Origin of the sequence: Nonlabens sp. Ci31, assembly GCF_012974865.1 — a bacterium.
Classification (GTDB): Bacteria; Bacteroidota; Bacteroidia; order Flavobacteriales; family Flavobacteriaceae; genus Nonlabens.
The window spans coordinates 1,557,645-1,575,245 of sequence record NZ_CP043633.1; the positions used below are offsets into that span (position 1 = coordinate 1,557,645).

Annotated in this window: 18 protein-coding genes and 1 tRNA gene; 13 read left to right on the plus strand and 6 right to left on the minus strand. The window is 37.8% G+C overall.

Translation table 11 applies throughout. The features are described from left to right. Positions 1-38: 38 nt before the first annotated feature. Entirely contained in the window at positions 39-1,499 is a 1,461-nt protein-coding gene (rpoN, locus tag F0365_RS06895; RefSeq protein WP_169933031.1) for an RNA polymerase factor sigma-54, read from the plus strand. Between the two features lie 6 nt (positions 1,500-1,505). Beyond that, the gene (locus F0365_RS06900) at positions 1,506-2,111 is read left to right on the plus strand and encodes a hypothetical protein (protein ID WP_240961931.1); all 606 of its coding nucleotides are present in this window, start codon (positions 1,506-1,508) and stop codon (positions 2,109-2,111) included. A gap of 373 nt (positions 2,112-2,484) precedes the next feature. Here the strand turns inward: F0365_RS06900 and F0365_RS06905 are convergent, their stop codons facing one another. The 6 genes from F0365_RS06905 to F0365_RS06930 all read right to left on the minus strand — a co-directional run bounded on the left by F0365_RS06905 (position 2,485) and on the right by F0365_RS06930 (position 6,006). Beyond that, a complete protein-coding gene (locus F0365_RS06905; RefSeq protein WP_169933032.1) occupies positions 2,485-3,195 on the minus strand; it encodes an outer membrane beta-barrel protein in 711 nt (236 codons plus the stop codon). 87 nt (positions 3,196-3,282) lie between these two features. Then, positions 3,283-3,768 (minus strand): ExbD/TolR family protein, encoded by a 486-nt coding sequence (locus tag F0365_RS06910; RefSeq protein ID WP_169933033.1) that lies wholly within the window; start codon positions 3,766-3,768, stop codon positions 3,283-3,285. A 2-nt stretch (positions 3,769-3,770) separates the two neighbouring features. Then, positions 3,771-4,400 carry an ExbD/TolR family protein gene (locus F0365_RS06915; protein WP_169933034.1) on the minus strand — a complete coding sequence of 210 codons (630 nt, stop codon included), beginning with the start codon at positions 4,398-4,400 and terminating at the stop codon, positions 3,771-3,773. 3 nt (positions 4,401-4,403) lie between these two features. Further along, the gene (locus F0365_RS06920; RefSeq protein WP_169933035.1) at positions 4,404-4,886 is read right to left on the minus strand and encodes a hypothetical protein; all 483 of its coding nucleotides are present in this window, start codon (positions 4,884-4,886) and stop codon (positions 4,404-4,406) included. Between the two features lie 22 nt (positions 4,887-4,908). Then, positions 4,909-5,652 (minus strand): MotA/TolQ/ExbB proton channel family protein, encoded by a 744-nt coding sequence (locus F0365_RS06925; RefSeq protein WP_169933036.1) that lies wholly within the window; start codon positions 5,650-5,652, stop codon positions 4,909-4,911. A 272-nt stretch (positions 5,653-5,924) separates the two neighbouring features. Continuing rightward, positions 5,925-6,006 (minus strand) — tRNA-Leu (locus tag F0365_RS06930). Positions 6,007-6,139: 133 nt separating this feature from the next. Between F0365_RS06930 and F0365_RS06935 the strand changes: the two genes are divergently transcribed. The 11 genes from F0365_RS06935 (at position 6,140) to F0365_RS06985 (ending at position 17,547) form a co-directional block, all read left to right on the plus strand. Continuing rightward, positions 6,140-7,084, plus strand: a complete 945-nt coding sequence (locus tag F0365_RS06935) for a ribose-phosphate pyrophosphokinase (protein WP_169933037.1) — start codon at positions 6,140-6,142, stop codon at positions 7,082-7,084. Positions 7,085-7,108: 24 nt separating this feature from the next. Continuing rightward, positions 7,109-7,729, plus strand: coding sequence for a 50S ribosomal protein L25/general stress protein Ctc (locus tag F0365_RS06940; protein ID WP_169933038.1), 621 nt, complete (start codon positions 7,109-7,111; stop codon positions 7,727-7,729). Positions 7,730-7,797: 68 nt separating this feature from the next. Continuing rightward, a complete protein-coding gene (gene pth, locus F0365_RS06945) occupies positions 7,798-8,436 on the plus strand; it encodes an aminoacyl-tRNA hydrolase (RefSeq protein ID WP_169933039.1) in 639 nt (212 codons plus the stop codon). Between the two features lie 178 nt (positions 8,437-8,614). Beyond that, a complete protein-coding gene (locus F0365_RS06950; RefSeq protein ID WP_169933040.1) occupies positions 8,615-9,550 on the plus strand; it encodes a bifunctional riboflavin kinase/FAD synthetase in 936 nt (311 codons plus the stop codon). After that, positions 9,510-10,871, plus strand: a complete 1,362-nt coding sequence (locus F0365_RS06955; protein ID WP_240961932.1) for an HTTM domain-containing protein — start codon at positions 9,510-9,512, stop codon at positions 10,869-10,871. Before F0365_RS06950 ends, F0365_RS06955 begins: the two co-directional genes overlap by 41 nt. Before the next feature lie 68 nt (positions 10,872-10,939). After that, entirely contained in the window at positions 10,940-12,211 is a 1,272-nt protein-coding gene (gene serS, locus F0365_RS06960; protein ID WP_169933041.1) for a serine--tRNA ligase, read from the plus strand. Between the two features lie 12 nt (positions 12,212-12,223). Continuing rightward, positions 12,224-14,014 carry a tetratricopeptide repeat protein gene (locus F0365_RS06965; RefSeq protein ID WP_240961933.1) on the plus strand — a complete coding sequence of 597 codons (1,791 nt, stop codon included), beginning with the start codon at positions 12,224-12,226 and terminating at the stop codon, positions 14,012-14,014. 23 nt (positions 14,015-14,037) lie between these two features. Then, positions 14,038-14,361, plus strand: a complete 324-nt coding sequence (locus tag F0365_RS06970) for a DUF4286 family protein (protein WP_169933042.1) — start codon at positions 14,038-14,040, stop codon at positions 14,359-14,361. Between the two features lie 379 nt (positions 14,362-14,740). Continuing rightward, the gene (gene rsmA, locus F0365_RS06975; protein WP_169933043.1) at positions 14,741-15,577 is read left to right on the plus strand and encodes a 16S rRNA (adenine(1518)-N(6)/adenine(1519)-N(6))-dimethyltransferase RsmA; all 837 of its coding nucleotides are present in this window, start codon (positions 14,741-14,743) and stop codon (positions 15,575-15,577) included. A gap of 462 nt (positions 15,578-16,039) precedes the next feature. Then, the gene (trxA, locus tag F0365_RS06980) at positions 16,040-16,360 is read left to right on the plus strand and encodes a thioredoxin (protein WP_169933044.1); all 321 of its coding nucleotides are present in this window, start codon (positions 16,040-16,042) and stop codon (positions 16,358-16,360) included. A gap of 188 nt (positions 16,361-16,548) precedes the next feature. Further along, positions 16,549-17,547 carry an NADP-dependent oxidoreductase gene (locus F0365_RS06985; protein WP_169933045.1) on the plus strand — a complete coding sequence of 333 codons (999 nt, stop codon included), beginning with the start codon at positions 16,549-16,551 and terminating at the stop codon, positions 17,545-17,547. Positions 17,548-17,601 lie beyond the last annotated feature (54 nt).

A 17,601-nucleotide genomic window follows, 5' to 3' on the forward strand; every position in this document is an offset into this window, starting at 1 on the left:
ATAGGCTTTTAGTATTTTTACTTAGTTATAAAACATACATGCTTAAACAGTCACTAAATTTTAAATTATCTCAGAAGTTATCTCCTCAACAAATACAGTTGATGAAATTGATACAATTGCCGACTCAGGCTTTTGAGCAACGGGTAAAATCAGAACTGGAAGAAAATCCGGCTTTAGATGACGGTAAAGAAAAAACAGATGATGAGTACGATGAGTTTTCTAATGAAGAAGATTACGAGGACGGAAATGAGTCTATTGAAACAGACGATATTAATGTAGATGATTATCTGAGCGATGATGACATTCCTGAATACCGTACCAAAGCAAATAACTACAGCGCAGATGACGATGAGAAAAGCATTCCATATGCCGCTGGAAAATCCTTCACACAAACCTTATTAGAACAACTCAACACGCGCAGATTAAGTGAAGATCACAGAGCGATTGCAGAGTTTCTTGTGGGCAGCATCGATGCGAGTGGTTATATAAGAAGATCGCTGGAAGACATTACTGATGACCTTGCTTTTACCATGAATTTGTATACCGAAGTGGAAGAGGTGGAAAAAGTACTTAAAGTCGTTCATGAATTAGATCCTGCTGGGGTAGGAGCTCGTAATTTGCAAGAGTGTTTATTGTTACAGCTTTCGCGAAAGCGGAAAACAGAAAGTATTGAGATCGCCATAAAATTAATAAGAGATTCCTTTGATGCATTTAGTAAGAAGCATTATTCGAAAATCATGGCTAAATATGATATCACGGAAGATGAATTGCGGGATGCAATAGACGATATAGAGCATTTAAACCCTAAACCTGGAGGTTCTTATGCTGGTGGAAGTACCCGAGTCGTAGAACAAGTAGTTCCTGATTTTACCATTAGAATCAAAGATGGAGAATTAGAACTCACACTTAATGGGCGTAATGCCCCAGAGTTGCACGTATCTAGAGATTATTCTAATATGTTGCGCGGGTATAAAGAGGCTAAAGAAAAAACCAAATCTCAAAAAGATGCGGTCATGTTTATCAAACAAAAATTAGATGGAGCTAAATGGTTTATAGACGCTATTAAACAACGACAAGAAACCTTATTTGTCACCATGTCCACCATTATGCATTATCAGCAGGCGTATTTTCAATCTGGAGATGAGCGTAATTTAAGACCTATGATCTTAAAGGATATTGCCGATAAGATTGATATGGATGTTTCTACGGTTTCTCGAGTGGCAAATTCTAAATATGTTGATACGCCATACGGAACTAAATTAATAAAAGTATTCTTCTCTGAATCTATGACCAATACGGATGGAGAAGAGGTTTCCACTAGAGAGATTAAAAAAATTCTAGAAACGGTTATCAATGATGAAAGTAAGAAAAAGCCGCTTACAGATCAAAAACTAGCCGAATTGCTTAAGGAAAAAGGGTACCCTATTGCTCGTAGAACAGTTGCTAAGTACAGAGAACAATTAGACATTCCTGTTGCACGCTTAAGAAAAGAGATTTAGAGCCTTATGAAGTGGTTTCTAAAGCTGTGGAGTTACATTGTCAACCCGCTATTTATTCCTTCGGTAGTGTCGCTATGGTACTTTAATTTCAACTATTACAACGATCCAGAGAATGTACAGATAAAATTGTACCTTATAGTTATTCTTACCGCTGCCATTCCGTTACTCGTTTATACGATGCTTAAGATTCTAGGTATTGTAAATAGCATTCACCTTTCCAGCACTAGGGAACGCATCACTCCTTTACTGGTTTACATGATCTTATTAGTTATATTGTTGCGCGGTGCCTTTAGAGACGGTTTGCATTTATCATTGTATTACTTTTTTATAGGAATCTTAATAGCAACTTTGGTGGCTACGTTAATGACTGCTTTGAGATACAAAATAAGTCTTCACTTGATGGCAACCGGAGGTGTTTTGGGTTTTTGTATAATGCTTTCCTTTACACAAGGAATAAGTCTCTTGTTACCAATGGCTCTCATGGGTGTCGTTTCTGGTCTTACGGCGACCTCTAGATTGAGTATGAAGGCTCACAAAGGCCACGAACTTATTTTTGGATTTGCGTTGGGGTTAGTAAGTCAGGTACTGGCTTTTAGCTATTCGGTAACTTAGAAGTAAAAGTGGAACTTTAAGTTGAATTGGATCGACTCTTTTTCTTTTTGTAAACGGGCAATGAGATCAGTATTTGATGAGGTGGATTTCCCTTAAACATCATAAGACAAATATGCGGTACGTTGTTTTCTATAGAGGTTTTCTTTAGAAAAGAGTTGTTGAGATTAGAAACACGAACTACTTGTATCAGCATTGTCTAAATCATTTTAAAAATAGCTAGGTTCCTCTTTTTTCATTGAGATACCTGTGTTGATCTCGCCAGTATTGCTTTCACTAGTAATGAGTTTACTAGTACGGAGTTTACTTGTGCTGAGTTGATCGAAGCATCTTATTGTCGAGTTAAGCGTTTTTTGTTCTTTGTAGGATGTCACTATTAAAGAATATAAAACTCAATACCGAATTTGATCGGTTGTAGGTTTACACGCTGGTTATCTATTAAAGCGTCTTTACGGAATAGTGTGATCAAATCATACTGCACAAAAGCATTAAAACTACTATGACCTAAAGTAAGTGTTGCAGCATAGCGCAACCTATTCAGTTCTGGAATATCAGTTTGAATAACGCTATTGCCCCCGCTTTTATATTTTGCTTTGTAATAATAGATATACGAGAATTTCACTCCAGCATAAATACGCCAAAAGCTATAGTTAGTAGGAGTAGAAGTACGCCATCTCAACTGAATGGGCATCTCGATAAGGTTGGTGTTGAATCTATTGCGATCTATGTCGATACTGTCATCAATGATGCTAAAAATAGTCTCACCACTAGGTTCTTCCCCTATAAATAGGTTGGAGTTGTACGTGTTAGTTGAAACCCCTAGTCCGACTCCTATGGCTAGATTACGTCGCTTATTGATAGGCATGTCTCTGATAAAACCCATATGAAGACCTCCAGAAAATCCGTTTTGGGAAAAAGATCTGGGTTGCTCAGTGATGAGGTTGAAAGATAATCCAACATAGAATTGATCTTCTCTATAAAGGGAATCCACTACACTAGGTATAGCGTTTTCCGTTTGCTTCTTATCTTGAGCTACGGAAGATAAGGTTCCTAATAAAAACAATAAAAGCAGGGAAATAAACCTCATATAGTACATCTATAATTGAAAAGTAAAGGTATAAAAATAGCCGTTCTTAGGAGAACGGCTATTTTAAAAGTTTTATTTACAAAAAGATTACTTCTTTAAATTTTTTAAAGGGTCACCTTCAATTGACGTATAACTAATTTTAAGCGCCATAGCATCCCTCAACTCTTGTTTAACATCTGTTAATATTCCAACTTGGGAATTTTGATCTACTTTTAGAGAAACGGTCATGGAATCTTTATCATCTTCATCCATTGCATTTCTTTTAGTGTTAACAAAAGTCTGTACGTCACTAACTGGTGAAATTTTATCACCTAGTTGAATCACTTCAGAAATACCGAATTGCTTTGTAAAATTAGGATTAGGTTTTCCTATGTAAATAGTAATTATTTTCTTTTTTTCAGCAAGCTTTTCCACCTGATTTGCTTGTGGAAGCTTATTTTCAATTTGTAGTTCATCATCTCTCATTACGGTTGCTACCATGAAAAAGAACAATAACATAAATACAATATCTGGAAGAGAAGCTGTATTTACAGCTGGTAATGCACCACTCTTTTTTTTCTTAAATTTAGACATAATTATTCTCTATTTTGAGGTTCAGCTTCAGAAAGGTTTCTAGGAAACAAATCTCTAACATTTTCCATTCTGTCTTGCAACTCTAGGTATTCTGGAGTTTCTTTTTCGTCTGCTGGCCAATCGTCTGACCTCTTGGACATAGATTGATAGGTTTCATTATAAAGACGTTTTGCTTCTCGATCTCTTAGGATCGCATAAGCTCTTACGAGTTCATTAGTAACCGCGAGGTACATTTTATAGGAGGTCTGTCTGTCATTAACTAAGGAAATAACTGCTTTTTTAGGATTGTCTGAGGATTTAGGGTTTTTATCACCTCTACAATACGTACAAACATTCCTAGCATCAGTTCCTCCGCCATTATCCAAAAACTTAACCGCTGCATCTGTTAACTTGCCAATTTCCATATCAGCATCTTCAACAAGCAGTCTGTTTTCAGCATTTACTACGACCTGAAATATATTCTTTTCTTTAATTGGCGGTGGCGGGGATTCAATTTCTATAGGTGGTGGCAGCTTACTAGCAATACCACTATCTACTTCGATCGTGGTCGTAACCAGGAAGAAGATCAATAGTAGGAATGCGATGTCTGCCATCGATCCCGCGTTTACTTCTGGTGCAGATCTTCTAGCCATGATTTATTTTTTTATAAGTTTGCTTACTCCAGACCATACAACTGTTCCTACTGCTACAGCAGCAAGTATGTAGAACATATATAAAGAAGCTCCTATCCATTGAGAGGTTCCCTTTGTAAGTTGCGCTCCATTATCAAGTTCAATAATCTTGCCACCTTCAATAAATCCTACTGTATTGCTGTCATCAGCAAGTCCATAGTAAGAAATTAAGGCTACAAGAGCTAAAAGGCCTACCGAAACCCCTGCCTTTTTAAGAGCTGCTGGATTGGTGAATAAACCTTTCACTACAAAGATAAGTACGATCACTATAGTAAGCGCAAGCGTAACATACGCAAGAAATATGAGGGGCGATACGGTAACAGCCTGGCTGCCGGCTGTATTTAGTTCTATGGCTTCATCACCTATAGCTAGCGTATAGAAAAAGAATCCCATCGCTATAAGGCTCAAAAGAAGAACTAGGTATTTTAATGCTTTATGTAAAACCATGATGTGTTTTTGTTATGGTTAATTACTTACCGTTCTTGTAATCTACAAGAATATCGATAAGAGTAATAGATGCGTCTTCCATATCATTTACGATACTATCGATTTTAGAAACGATGTAGTTATAAAAAATCTGAAGGATAATCGCTACTATAAGACCAAATACAGTTGTAAGAAGTGCTACCTTAATACCACCAGCTACGAGAGATGGTTCCATTGTTCCAGCTTCTTCAATACTGTTAAAGGATCCAATCATACCTATTACGGTACCCATAAAACCAAGCATTGGAGCAAGTGCGATAAATAAAGAGACCCAAGATACGTTTTTCTCTAGTTGGCCCATTTGAACACCACCATAAGCAATAACTGCTTTTTCAGCAGCTTCAATGCTTTCGTCTGCTCTGTCAAGTCCTTGATAGTAGATAGATGCCACAGGTCCTTTAGTATTACGACATATGTCTTTAGCAGCTTCTATACCATCACTTTTTAGAGCTTGTTCTACGTCTGCAGCTAGTTTCTTAGAGTTTGTTGTAGAAAGATTCAAATAGATAATTCTTTCAATGGCAATAGCAAGTCCTAATATAAGACATACTAATACGATTGCCATAAATCCAGGACCTCCATCTATAAAGTTTTTCTTTAATACTTGGTGGAAGGTTTCTGTCGTTTTTGTTTCAGTAGCATCTTGTACGAATGCTGTAGCTGAAGCTACACCAGCAACACCGAATGTCATGGCTGCCGTGAATAGAATTGAAAGGGATCGTTTCATTTGACTTATTTAATTAATTTAATTTTCAGATTAAGGGGGTAAATATATAATTTCTGGAGCGAAAATAACACAACATTTCTTAATGTATCCATAAAATTTAATGAAATAGGGTATACTGCTACTATTTAATAGATTTAATTACAAAGAAACCTATGGATATTCAGCAGCTTAGCGGCTTTCATTCACTTGTATTATCTAATTGTTAACAATGAAAAGAAAGCAATAAAATGTAAAAAGAGCTCCCTTTATAATGTAAAAAAGAGCCCTTTAAGTACCTCAGGCCGGAATCGAACCGGCACGCCGTGAAGCATTGGATTTTGAATCCAACGTGTCTACCAATTCCACCACTGAGGCATTTTGTAACTGGGATGGCAAAAGTAACAAATAAAAACACTTTCTATATACAAATTGACTGTTATTTAGAATGTCTTCTCTAAAATTATAAGTACATTTGCAGCCTTAAAATCAAGACTTAAAAGATTTTAATATGAACTACGCTTTACAACAAGATGCTAAATTATTCGGCTGTCGCCAGAGCATGGACCTTGCAGCTGCGATTGCAGGCAAATATGGGGCCACTTTAGGTAAGGTAAATTTTTCAACTTTTAGCGATGGAGAGTTTCAGCCATCTTTTGAGGAATCTATTAGAGGGCGTCGTATTTTTATCATTGGGTCCACACAACCTAGTAGTGATAACATCATGGAAATGCTTTTGATGATGGATGCTGCAAAGCGTGCCAGCGCAAGACACATTACAGCGGTGATTCCTTACTTCGGTTGGGCGAGACAAGATCGTAAAGACAAACCCCGTGTTCCTATAGGAGCAAAAATGATCGCTAAGATTTTAGAATCTGCTGGTGCGACTCGTATTATTACTATGGATTTACACGCAGACCAGATTCAAGGATTTTTTGAAAAGCCAGTGGATCATCTTTTTGCGAGTTCTTTATTTATACCTTATTTAAAGAGTCTTAATTTAACTGATCTTACTATAGCCTCTCCAGATATGGGTGGTTCTAAGCGTGCTTACGCCTATGCTAAGACCTTAGAAAGTGACGTAGTGGTGTGTTACAAGCAACGTCAGAAGGCAAATGTGATTTCTCATATGGAACTCATAGGTGATGTGACAGGAAAAAACGTAGTTTTAGTAGATGACATGGTAGATACTGCCGGCACGCTTACTAAAGCTGCAGACGTGATGATGGAGAGAGGAGCAAAAAGTGTTAGAGCTATCTGTACCCATGCGATTTTATCAGGAAAGGCGTATGAGCGTATCAATAACTCTCAATTATTAGAATTAATCGTTACAGATTCGATCCCATTGAAACAAGAAAGCCCTAAAATTAGAGTGCTGTCTTGTGCATCGTTATTTGCAGGAGTAATGCAAAGCGTGCAAAACAATGAATCGATCAGTGACAACTTTATAATGTAATTTCATTAACTAAATATATATAACATGAAATCAATCACGATCTCAGGATCAAAAAGAGAAAGCGTGGGCAAAAAGTCAACTAAAGCCCTACGTAATGCTGGATTGGTTCCTTGCGTAATTTACGGAGGAGACGAGCCTATACACTTTTCAGCAGAAGAGAAAGCATTTAAAAAATTGGTTTACACTCCAGACGCGCACACCGTGGTTCTCGATCTAGGTAAAGATGGTAAATTCAACGCAATTGCTCAAGACATGCAATGGCACCCAGTAAGAGAACTTCTTTTACATGCAGATTTCTACCAAATCTTTGATGATAAGATGGTGACTATGGAAGTGCCTGTAATTCTTGAAGGAATTTCAAAAGGGGTACTTAATGGTGGTGTTTTACGTCGCAACAACCGTAAATTAAAAGTAAAAGCATTACCAGCTAATTTACCAGATTTTATCACTATTGATATCACACCTATGAAAATAGGAAACAAAAGATATGTACGTGACTTAAGAGTGGACGAGTATGAAATCATGCACCCAGACTCTGTTGTAGTAGTTATGATCAAAACTTCTCGTACAGCTGTCCTTGAGGACGAAGAAGAAGTTGAGGCAGGAGAAGTTCCTTCTTCTCAAGATGAGGAAGCAACTGAATAAGTATTTTTTATTTTATATAGAAGCTGCAAGATTTATTTCTTGCAGCTTTTTTATTTTTACACCATACCATGTTGAATTGGCTTAAAAAAATATTTGTTCGTGAACCCACAATCACGACTGTTCTAAATGAAGAAGATCCCATGAAAAAATTCATGATTATAGGTCTGGGAAATCCAGGCGCAAAATATGTGCAAACCAGGCATAATATAGGTTTTAAAGTACTGGATGAAATCGCTATTTTAAAGGAAGCTGCTTTTGAAACTTTAAAGTTAGGAGACGTCGTAAGTATTACTCATAAAGGTAAAAGCGTCCTCCTACTAAAACCCAATACATATATGAACTTGAGCGGTAAAGCGATTAAGTTCTATATGAAACAAGAAAACATTGACATAGAAAATATTCTTGTCGTTACAGACGATTTGAATTTGCCATTTGGTACCCTGCGTATGAAGGCCAAAGGAACTGATGGAGGTCACAACGGTCTAAAAGACACCCAAATTACATTAAATACTCCTAAATATCCTCGATTGCGTTTCGGGATTTCTGATGAATTTTCAAAGGGAAGTCAGGTGGATTATGTACTCGGAGAATGGAATAAGGAAGAAAAGAAAGATTTGCCAGAACGCTTGAGTACTGCTGTAGATATGGCGCTATCCTTTACACATGCCGGACTTGCTAATACAATGAACCAGTTTAATGGCAAGTAGTTATTAGAGGGGAGATAGCTGGATGATATTCCCGCTTTCCTGCCTGCCGGCAGGCATGGCGCGAAAGCGAGACAAAAACAAAGCAACCCACCTATATCACAATCATTAAAAGGCTCTTAAAAGTCCCCAAATGTGAGGAGATTATTATAATTTGCATGCTTTCAAAGAATATCCTGAATTGAATACGTATACTAATATTGATCAATATAAAACCTCTAAAGGCGCTGTGGTAACCATAGGGACCTTTGATGGGGTGCATCAAGGACATCAAAAAATTCTAGAGCGAGTCGTAAAGAGAGCTCATAAGGATTCTTTGACCAGTGTTTTACTTACTTTTTTTCCACATCCTAGAATGGTTTTACAGCCAGATCAAGACCTTAAATTGATCAATTCCATCGATGAGCGTGTCGCACTTGTGGCAAGTCAAGGGATAGAAAACATAGTGATCCATCCTTTTTCAAAAGAATTTTCCAGAACTACTGCGATAGACTATGTGAAAGAAATTCTTGTAGACCGCTTACAAGCCAAAGTAGTGGTTATAGGTTATGATCACAGATTTGGAATCAATAGATCGGCAAGTATTAAAGAATTAAAAGAATATGCGGCCGAGTTTGATTTTGAAGTTATCGAGATTTCAAAAAAAGAAGTAGAAGAAGTAGCGGTAAGCAGTACCAAAATAAGGACTACACTGGAAAAAGGTTCTATTGAAATCACTAACAAATATTTGAATCGCGACTTTAGTATTCACGGGGTCATTATTTCTGGAAAGAAAATAGGGCGTACCATAGGCTATCCTACAGCAAATTTATCTGTAAAAGAATCTTATAAAATCATACCTGCATCAGGAGTCTACATTACAAGCTCTATGATCAATGGGCAGCGTGTTTACGGAATGACTAACATAGGTAATAACCCTACAGTTTCTAGCGACGCTTCTCAGACTATAGAGACCTATTATTTGGACCTTAGGGAAGATCTTTATGATAAAGAGATGGAACTCTTCTTTCATAAACGATTGAGAAGTGAAAAGAAATTTCACCATCTTTCAGATCTAGTAGCAGCTATGCAGCTGGATGAGAAAAACACTAGGATATATGTACGGCAAATGGAATAGATGGCTTTTTACACAAGTGGATAACACGGCACTGGTTCTTTTTAGAATGTTGTTCGGGTTGCTTATTGCTTGTGAGGCTTTTGGTTCTATCGCATTAGGAGCCGTGAACAAACTTTTTATAGAGCCGGATTTTACCTTTACTTTTATAGGATTTGAATTCTTAGAACCACTTCCAGGAAACTGGATGTATGTGTTGTATGCTCTAATGGGAGTGGCAGGTTTATTAGTCATGGTAGGTTACAAATACCGCATGGCCTTATTGTTCTATGCCATTAGCTGGGCCTACGTTTATTTAATGCAAAAGAGCAGCTATAACAACCATTGTTATCTATTAATGCTGCTCAATTTTTTAATGCTGCTGCTTCCAGCAAATCGATCGGCTTCTTTGGATGCGCTATGGAACCCGTCTTTTAGAAAAGAGCACATGTCCAGATGGATTTATATATTCATCATTAGCTTTTTAGGAATCATATACGCTTATGCTAGTGTGGCAAAATTTTACCCAGACTGGCTGGATGGAAGTTTTCCTAAATATTTAATGAGCACTAGAGGTAGGAATTTTGATATCCTACAACAGGATTGGGTACATCAAGCAATATTGTATTTCGGATTGTTTTTTGACCTATTGATCGTGCCCTTTTTACTGTGGAAAAAAACACGGTGGATAGCTGTTGTTGCTTCTGTATTTTTTCATGTTTTTAATAGTGTGGTTTTTCAAATTGGCATTTTTCCTTATCTCGCTTTATCCTTTTTGCTCTTTTTCTTTTCTACAGAGGTGTTGCATAAAAGATTCCTTAAGAAGAAATCTTATTATGCAGCTGCTGAAGTTCTCGTCCCTAAAACAAAGAACCTTATTGTTTTTTCTGGAACAGTATTCCTTTTGGCCATGCTGTTGTTGCCCTTGCGACATTGGATCATAGAAGATGACGTGCTTTGGACTGAAGAAGGTCACCGATTGAGCTGGCGCATGATGCTGCGCAGTAGAGCTGGATCAGGTGTATATTATATCGTGGAAAAAGATACCGGTAAGAAAACAGCTGTTCCATTAGAGTATTATTTGAGTCCTAAACAGCAACGATCTGTACAATCAAAGCCCGATTTTATATGGCAATTTGCCCAGGAGCTAAAAGAAATATACGCTGAAGAAGGGAAAGAAATCGAGGTCTATGCAGATTTAAAAGTATCCATAAACGGAAGAATTAGAAAACAATTTACAGACCCTAAAATAGATCTGACAAAGGAAGAATGGAGTCATTTTAAACACCATAAATGGATCCTGCCTTCTTCCCTTTATAAAGAAAATAAGCCGCTTAAAAACTAAGCCATACTTAAAGTCGTTATGTTACCGATAATCCCTAATTTTACTTTTTACATTTTAAATCAGATCACATGCTTCAAATAGCAGAAATACGTGAAAATAAAGACGCTTTTGCAAAAGCTTTACAAAAGAGAAATATCGATGCACTTCCTTTATTGGAAAGTGCTATTGCTGTAGATGAAAATCGCCGCAATCTTCAAGGGCAGCTGGATGAGACGCTTTCAAAGAGCAACAAGCTTTCTAAAGAGATTGGAGAGTTATTCAAGTCTGGAAAAGCCGCTGAAGCAAATGAGCTCAAGGCCCAAACAACTGATCTAAAAGAATCTTCAAAAGAGCTGGCCGACCAATTGAATGCAGCTGTAGAAGAATTACAGACCATTTTATATGCGATTCCCAACATACCTCATGACAGCGTTCCTGCCGGTAATAGCGATGAAGATAATGAGGTGGTTTCTCAACATGGAGAAATACCTGTATTGCACGATGGTGCAAAACCACACTGGGAACTGGTCAAAGATTATGATATCATTGATTTTGAACTCGGTAATAAAATTACTGGTGCTGGATTTCCTGTATATAAAAATAAAGGAGCAAGATTGCAACGTGCGTTGATCAATTACTTCTTGGATAAAAATACTGCTGCTGGTTATGAGGAGATGCAAGTACCTCTATTGGTTAACGAAGCGAGTGGTTATGGCACAGGTCAGTTACCAGATAAAGAAGGGCAGATGTACCACGTAGGTATAGATGACCTGTATTTAATCCCAACAGCGGAAGTGCCTATCACCAATTTATATCGTGGCAGTCTATTAGATATGAAAGACTTTCCTATCGCTATGACAGGATATACCCCATGTTTCCGTCGTGAGGCTGGAAGTTATGGAAGTGATGTAAGAGGATTGAACCGCTTGCACCAGTTTGATAAAGTAGAGATCCTACGCATCGAGCATCCAGATCAAAGTGGTGCTGCCCTAGATGCTATGGTGGTACATGTGAAAGGAATTCTTGAAGAACTAGAATTGCCTTATCGTATTTTGAGACTTTGTGGGGGTGATTTAGGGTTTACCTCTACCTTAACTTATGATTTTGAAGTGTACAGTACGGCTCAAGAAAAATGGTTAGAAGTAAGCAGTGTTTCTAACTTTAAGACCTTTCAAGCAAATCGTTTGAAATTGCGTTACAGAACTGGAGATAAAGGAACAGAACTAGCCCACACTTTAAACGGTAGCTCCTTAGCCTTACCTCGTATCCTTGCAAGTATTCTTGAAAACTTTCAAGTCAATAATGCCATTCATATCCCTAAAGTATTGATTCCATATTGTGGTTTTGATACTATAAATTAACTTTAAAATCTTATGCGTACTCTTTTTCTAGTTGTTGCGGTGCTTTCTTGTTCCATGGGCTTTGCTCAGGATTCTAAGCTTGCCGAAAACTATATGGATCAAGGGGAATATACTAAAGCGCTAAAAATCTATCAAAAAATATATGAACTCAACAAGCGCAATCCGAGGAGCGTGTTTGCTTTGGTAGAAGTTTATCAGCAATTAGAACGCTATGAAAGTGTAGATTCATTAATAGATATAGCTCAGAAAACAACAGCTCGTGATGAAATGTTTTCTATAGAAAGAGGGTACAATGCCACCTTGCAAGGAAAAGATAGTCTCGCCAGTACATACTATCAAAAAGCCATAAAGGCCATAGATTCCCTACCACAACTCACCTACGGAATCGCTTATAGATTTGAACAACGCAATGAGCTAGAAGAGGCTATTACCGCCTATGAAAAGGGAATGGCGCTCAATGACAAGCTCAATTACAATTACCAGCTGGCTAGGTTATACGGCGAGCAAGGTAATCTAGAAAAGATGTTTGATACCAATATCAAAATGATAGAGCAAAATGCGGTGTATCGTTCCCGCGCTCAAGCACTTTTTTCTCAATATGTAACCGATGATGCAGAGAATGAAGGAAATAAGATCTTAAGAAAAGTGTTGTTATTACGCTTACGTGAAAATCCAGACCCTATATACAATCAGCTGTTGTCATGGCTTTTTGTACAGCAAAAAGATTTTAAAAAAGCCTTTATTCAAGAAAAGGCCATTTATAAGCGTGATCAAACCAATATGTACAATATTCAAGATCTGGTAGAAACGGCTATAGATGAGAACGATCTGGAAGCAGCAGGAGAGATACTGGACTATATGATTGAAGAAACACCATCTATAAGTGTCAAGTATACAGCCCAAAGCCTTAGGATCAAATTAAGAGCTGATGCGGCAACCGCTGAAGCATATGAACTGATCAAACAAGATTATGAAAGTCTTTTAACCTATTACGGTAGAGATAAAGAAACCTTTAGATTGCAACTGGACTTTGCTAACTTCTTAGCATTCAAAATAAATCAACCTCAAGAGGCAAGTGATTTACTTGTCGCCTTAGAGAAAACAAGCTTGAGTAAATTTCAAAAAGCAGATGTAAAAATGTTACTGGCTGATATTCTTGTGTTGCAGGAGCAATTCAATAGAGCTCTGATTTATTACAGCCAGATTCAAAATGATTTGCCCAACGATTTACGTTCTCAGGAATCTCAATTTAAAGTAGCGCGTACCAGCTATTTTCAAGGCGATTTTCCTTGGAGCCTTACTCAGTTGAAGGTACTGCGCAGCGCTGCGAGTAAACTCATTGCAAACGATGCAATGGAGTTAAGCCTGACTATTGCCGACCACTCTAAAGAAGACACTACTTTTGTTGCGCTGAAAGCTTTCGCGAAAGCGGAATTAAAACAATATCAGAATAAAAGAGCTGAAGCCATCATTTTATACGATCAATTACTCTTAGATCACAAAGGAGATCCTATCGAAGATGAGGCCTTACTAAAACAAGCTCAGCTATACGAAGTAGAGGGAAGGTTTGAAAAAGCTAGAGACAACTACCAGGTGATCATCGATAATTATGGAGATGGAATCCTTGCAGATGATGCCTATTACAGAATGGGATTGTTGTATCAAGAACAACTCTCAGATCCTCAAAAAGCACAAGAGCTTTTTGAAAAAATAATATTTAACCATGCCGATAGTATTCATTTTGTAGATGCCCGCAGGCGCTATCGCAGGCTGCGTGGTGATGAAAATGAAAAGGCTTTTTAAAGCTAAATAAAATCAACCTATTTATGATTATATATAATGTCACTTGTAATATGGACGCTTCGCTAGAGTCCGAATGGATCCCATGGATAAGAGAGCATATTGCTAAAGTATTAGGGACAGGACTATTTATGGATGCAAGACTCACAAGAGTTCTGGTAGAAGATAAAGATGGTTCCAGCACTTTCTCTATTCAGTATAAAGCTATTGATAAAGATGCGCTACAAAAATATTACGACGATTACGCTCCTGCATTAAGGAAAGAAGGACTAGCTAAATTTGGAGAACGAGTACTGTCTTTTAGAACAGAACTGGAATTGATTGATGAGTATCATGTGAGACGAGATTAGTTTTCAGTAGCAGTATCAATGTTCGGTTAATAACGGGAAGTTAGTTTTTAGCTTTGCTAAAAACTGAAAACTGCGACTGAAAACTGCGACTGAAAACTGCGACTGAAAACTGCGACTGAAAACTGCGACTGAAAACTGCGACTGAAAACTGCGACTGAAAACTGCGACTGAAAACTGCGACTGAAAACTGCGACTGAAAACTGCGACTGAAAACTGCGACTGAAAACTGCGACTGAAAACTGCGACTGAAAACTGCGACTGAAAACTGCGACTGAAAACTGCGACTGAAAACTGCGACTGAAAACTGCGACTGAAAACTGCGACTGAAAACTGCGACTGAAAACTGCGACTGAAAACTGCGACTGAAAAATAAAATAAATTGGCTAAATACAAAAAATACACTTCACACGATAAAGGCGTTACTGCAAAGAAACACCTAGGTCAGCACTTTTTAAAAGATGATACCGTAGCCATACGTATAGCAAACTGCTTGAGTTACAAAGGATATGATCAAGTTCTGGAAATAGGTCCAGGAACAGGGGTGCTTACCAAGCATGTGATTAGGAAAGAAATCAAAGTTACTGCTCTAGAATTGGATCGAGAATCGGTAGCCTATTTAAAGCAAAACTTTCCTGTAGAACATTCTAAAATTGTCAACGAACATACTTTTGAAGTCGTAGAAGCAGACTTTCTTAAAAAAGATCTGACTGAAATCTACGGAGACGGCTCATTTGCGATTATAGGTAACTTTCCATATAACATCAGTACACAAATTGTTTTTAAGACGATTGAAAATAGAGACCAGATTCCAGAATTTGGTGGGATGTTTCAAAAAGAAGTGGCTAAGCGTATTTGTGCGCTTCACGGTTCTAAAACATATGGTATACTATCCGTTTTAGCTCAGGCTTACTACCACGCTGAGTACCTTTTTACCGTTGGCCCTGAAGTGTTCAATCCGCCACCTAGAGTGGACAGTGGTGTGCTGAGGTTAACGCGCAAGGAAGATTATGATAAGTTGCCTTGTTCTTATGCAAAGTTGCGTCAAGTTGTGAAATTAGCTTTTCAACAAAGACGTAAAACTTTGAGAAACTCTTTGAAAACAATGAAATTACCTGATGAAATGCGTGAAAAAGAGATCTTTAATCTAAGACCAGAACAGATCAGTGTGGAGATGTTTGTGGAATTGGTGCAAGAGATTGAGGCATTGGAGTCTTAAAATATACTGAAGTGAGAATAGGGAGCTTTGATTTTAATTCACATCGCAATCCACCACTATGCCAATTGCACTGCGATTTAGCTCGCTTATTGTCACCTGGGCTATGCAGACGAGCAGTTGCATCGAGATTAGATACTACTTAGAACTTGTAATTTATAAGATAGAATCGGAGGTGTTGTACCAGGATCAAAAGAACACAGGATCCTCGCCTGGAACTGGCACCCAACAAGCTTTTTGCGAGAGGAATGCATAGAACAGATTTTCTTGCAGCACAGATGGGATGAAATGAGCAGTGGTGAATTCTGATCCCCATCCCATATCCAAATGTTTTGTAGTGAAAAAGGCATTAAAAATTTCACCATATTAAAAACCAAAATATCGATATAAGTAACTACAATACTTGTCTTGTGAGTATGGGCTTACTTTTGTTTAACTTTGTATAAATTAATAAAGAAAAATATCATGGCACTAGAAATAACAGATGCAAACTTTGAAGAAACCGTATTAAAAAGTGATAAACCAGTATTGGTTGACTTTTGGGCAGCGTGGTGCGGACCATGTCGCATGGTAGGACCTATCATTGATGAGGTTTCTACAGAATATGCTGATAAAGCTCTTGTAGGTAAAATGGACGTTGATGCAAATCAAGAATTTGCTGCTAAATATGGCGTGCGTAACATCCCTACAGTATTAGTTTTTCAAAATGGTGAAGTAGTAGGCCGTCAGGTAGGAGTCGCTCCTAAGAACGCTTACACAGATGCTTTAGACGCTCTTTTGAACTAGTTTCAAAATACTATATAATCAAGCCTGTTTTATTGGAACGGGCTTTTTTATGCACTTTTTTCAGATTTGTGCACGGCTTATTTAATTTATTTTTTTGCTGAAAGTTGGGATTTCCTAGCCATACTTTAATAAAATACTAATAGAGTGCTAATGGCTAATGTGTTATCTTGAAATCAAAACAACACATCATGAGTAAGACCATAGTATTAAAGCAGCGACCAAAAGGAACTCCAAAGACAAGTGATTTTGAATTTATAGAGGAGGAACAGCCTATACCAAAAGAAGGCGAAATGCTATTAAAAACAAAATACGTTTCTGTAGATCCCTACTTAAGAGGACGTATGCGGGATGAAAAGTCGTATGTAGAACCATTTCAACTAGAGAAGCCTATAGTATCTGCTATTGTTGCTGAGGTGTTGGAAACTAAGCATAGCGATTTTAAAAAAGGTGATTTTCTCACTGGTATGTTAGATTGGAAAGAGGTTCAAGCGCATTCAGGTAAGGAATTGCGCAAAGTAGATCCGCAACAGGTTCCACTAAGTGCCTATTTGGGAATTTTAGGAATGACTGGATTGACCGCTTATTTTGGTTTGAATAGAATCGGAGCCCCTGAAAAAGGAGAGACTCTTCTCGTCTCTGGTGCTGCGGGTGCCGTGGGCTCTGTTGTTGGACAGATTGGGAAAATTAAGGGCATGCAGGTAATAGGGATTGCGGGAACCGATGAAAAAGTGGCCATGCTCAAAGATAAATTTGGTTTTGACTCGGCGATCAATTACAACAAAGTTACCGATATGGCGAGTGCCATTAAAGAACATGCTCCAGACGGTATAGATGTTTATTACGATAATGTGGGAGGAAATATACTGGATGCTGCAATGAAGAATATCAATCGATTCGGTCGTGTAGTAAATTGTGGTGCGATCTCACTTTATAACGAGACAGAACCGCCTACTGGACCTAGATTAGAAACGACCCTAGTAAAAAAAAGTGTCAAGATGCAGGGCTTTATAGTGAGTAATTATGAGAACGATTTTCCTGAAGGCATACAACAACTTTCTCAATGGCTGCGCGAAGGAAAATTAAAGCATGAAGAGACCATCGTGGAAGGATTTGATCAAATACCTCAGGCATTTATAGATCTTTTTAATGGTAAGAATAAAGGTAAAATGGTGGTTAAAGTCTACTAGTTAGTAGTGGTGAAACGATCTGATTTAGGATTTGCTTTCGCGAAAGCGAGAACA

Coding starts and splice junctions, on each gene's coding strand:
- F0365_RS06900 (WP_240961931.1), top strand. CDS start 1,506: ATGAAGTGGTTTCTAAAGCTGTGGAGTTACATTGTCAACCCGCTATTT.
- F0365_RS06955 (WP_240961932.1), top strand. CDS start 9,510: ATGAGAAAAACACTAGGATATATGTACGGCAAATGGAATAGATGGCTT.
- F0365_RS06935 (WP_169933037.1), top strand. CDS start 6,140: ATGAACTACGCTTTACAACAAGATGCTAAATTATTCGGCTGTCGCCAG.
- serS (WP_169933041.1), top strand. CDS start 10,940: ATGCTTCAAATAGCAGAAATACGTGAAAATAAAGACGCTTTTGCAAAA.
- F0365_RS06985 (WP_169933045.1), top strand. CDS start 16,549: ATGAGTAAGACCATAGTATTAAAGCAGCGACCAAAAGGAACTCCAAAG.
- F0365_RS06910 (WP_169933033.1), bottom strand. CDS start 3,768: ATGTCTAAATTTAAGAAAAAAAAGAGTGGTGCATTACCAGCTGTAAAT.
- F0365_RS06920 (WP_169933035.1), bottom strand. CDS start 4,886: ATGGTTTTACATAAAGCATTAAAATACCTAGTTCTTCTTTTGAGCCTT.
- F0365_RS06905 (WP_169933032.1), bottom strand. CDS start 3,195: ATGAGGTTTATTTCCCTGCTTTTATTGTTTTTATTAGGAACCTTATCT.
- trxA (WP_169933044.1), top strand. CDS start 16,040: ATGGCACTAGAAATAACAGATGCAAACTTTGAAGAAACCGTATTAAAA.
- F0365_RS06915 (WP_169933034.1), bottom strand. CDS start 4,400: ATGGCTAGAAGATCTGCACCAGAAGTAAACGCGGGATCGATGGCAGAC.
- rpoN (WP_169933031.1), top strand. CDS start 39: ATGCTTAAACAGTCACTAAATTTTAAATTATCTCAGAAGTTATCTCCT.
- F0365_RS06970 (WP_169933042.1), top strand. CDS start 14,038: ATGATTATATATAATGTCACTTGTAATATGGACGCTTCGCTAGAGTCC.
- pth (WP_169933039.1), top strand. CDS start 7,798: ATGTTGAATTGGCTTAAAAAAATATTTGTTCGTGAACCCACAATCACG.
- F0365_RS06940 (WP_169933038.1), top strand. CDS start 7,109: ATGAAATCAATCACGATCTCAGGATCAAAAAGAGAAAGCGTGGGCAAA.
- F0365_RS06925 (WP_169933036.1), bottom strand. CDS start 5,652: ATGAAACGATCCCTTTCAATTCTATTCACGGCAGCCATGACATTCGGT.
- F0365_RS06965 (WP_240961933.1), top strand. CDS start 12,224: ATGCGTACTCTTTTTCTAGTTGTTGCGGTGCTTTCTTGTTCCATGGGC.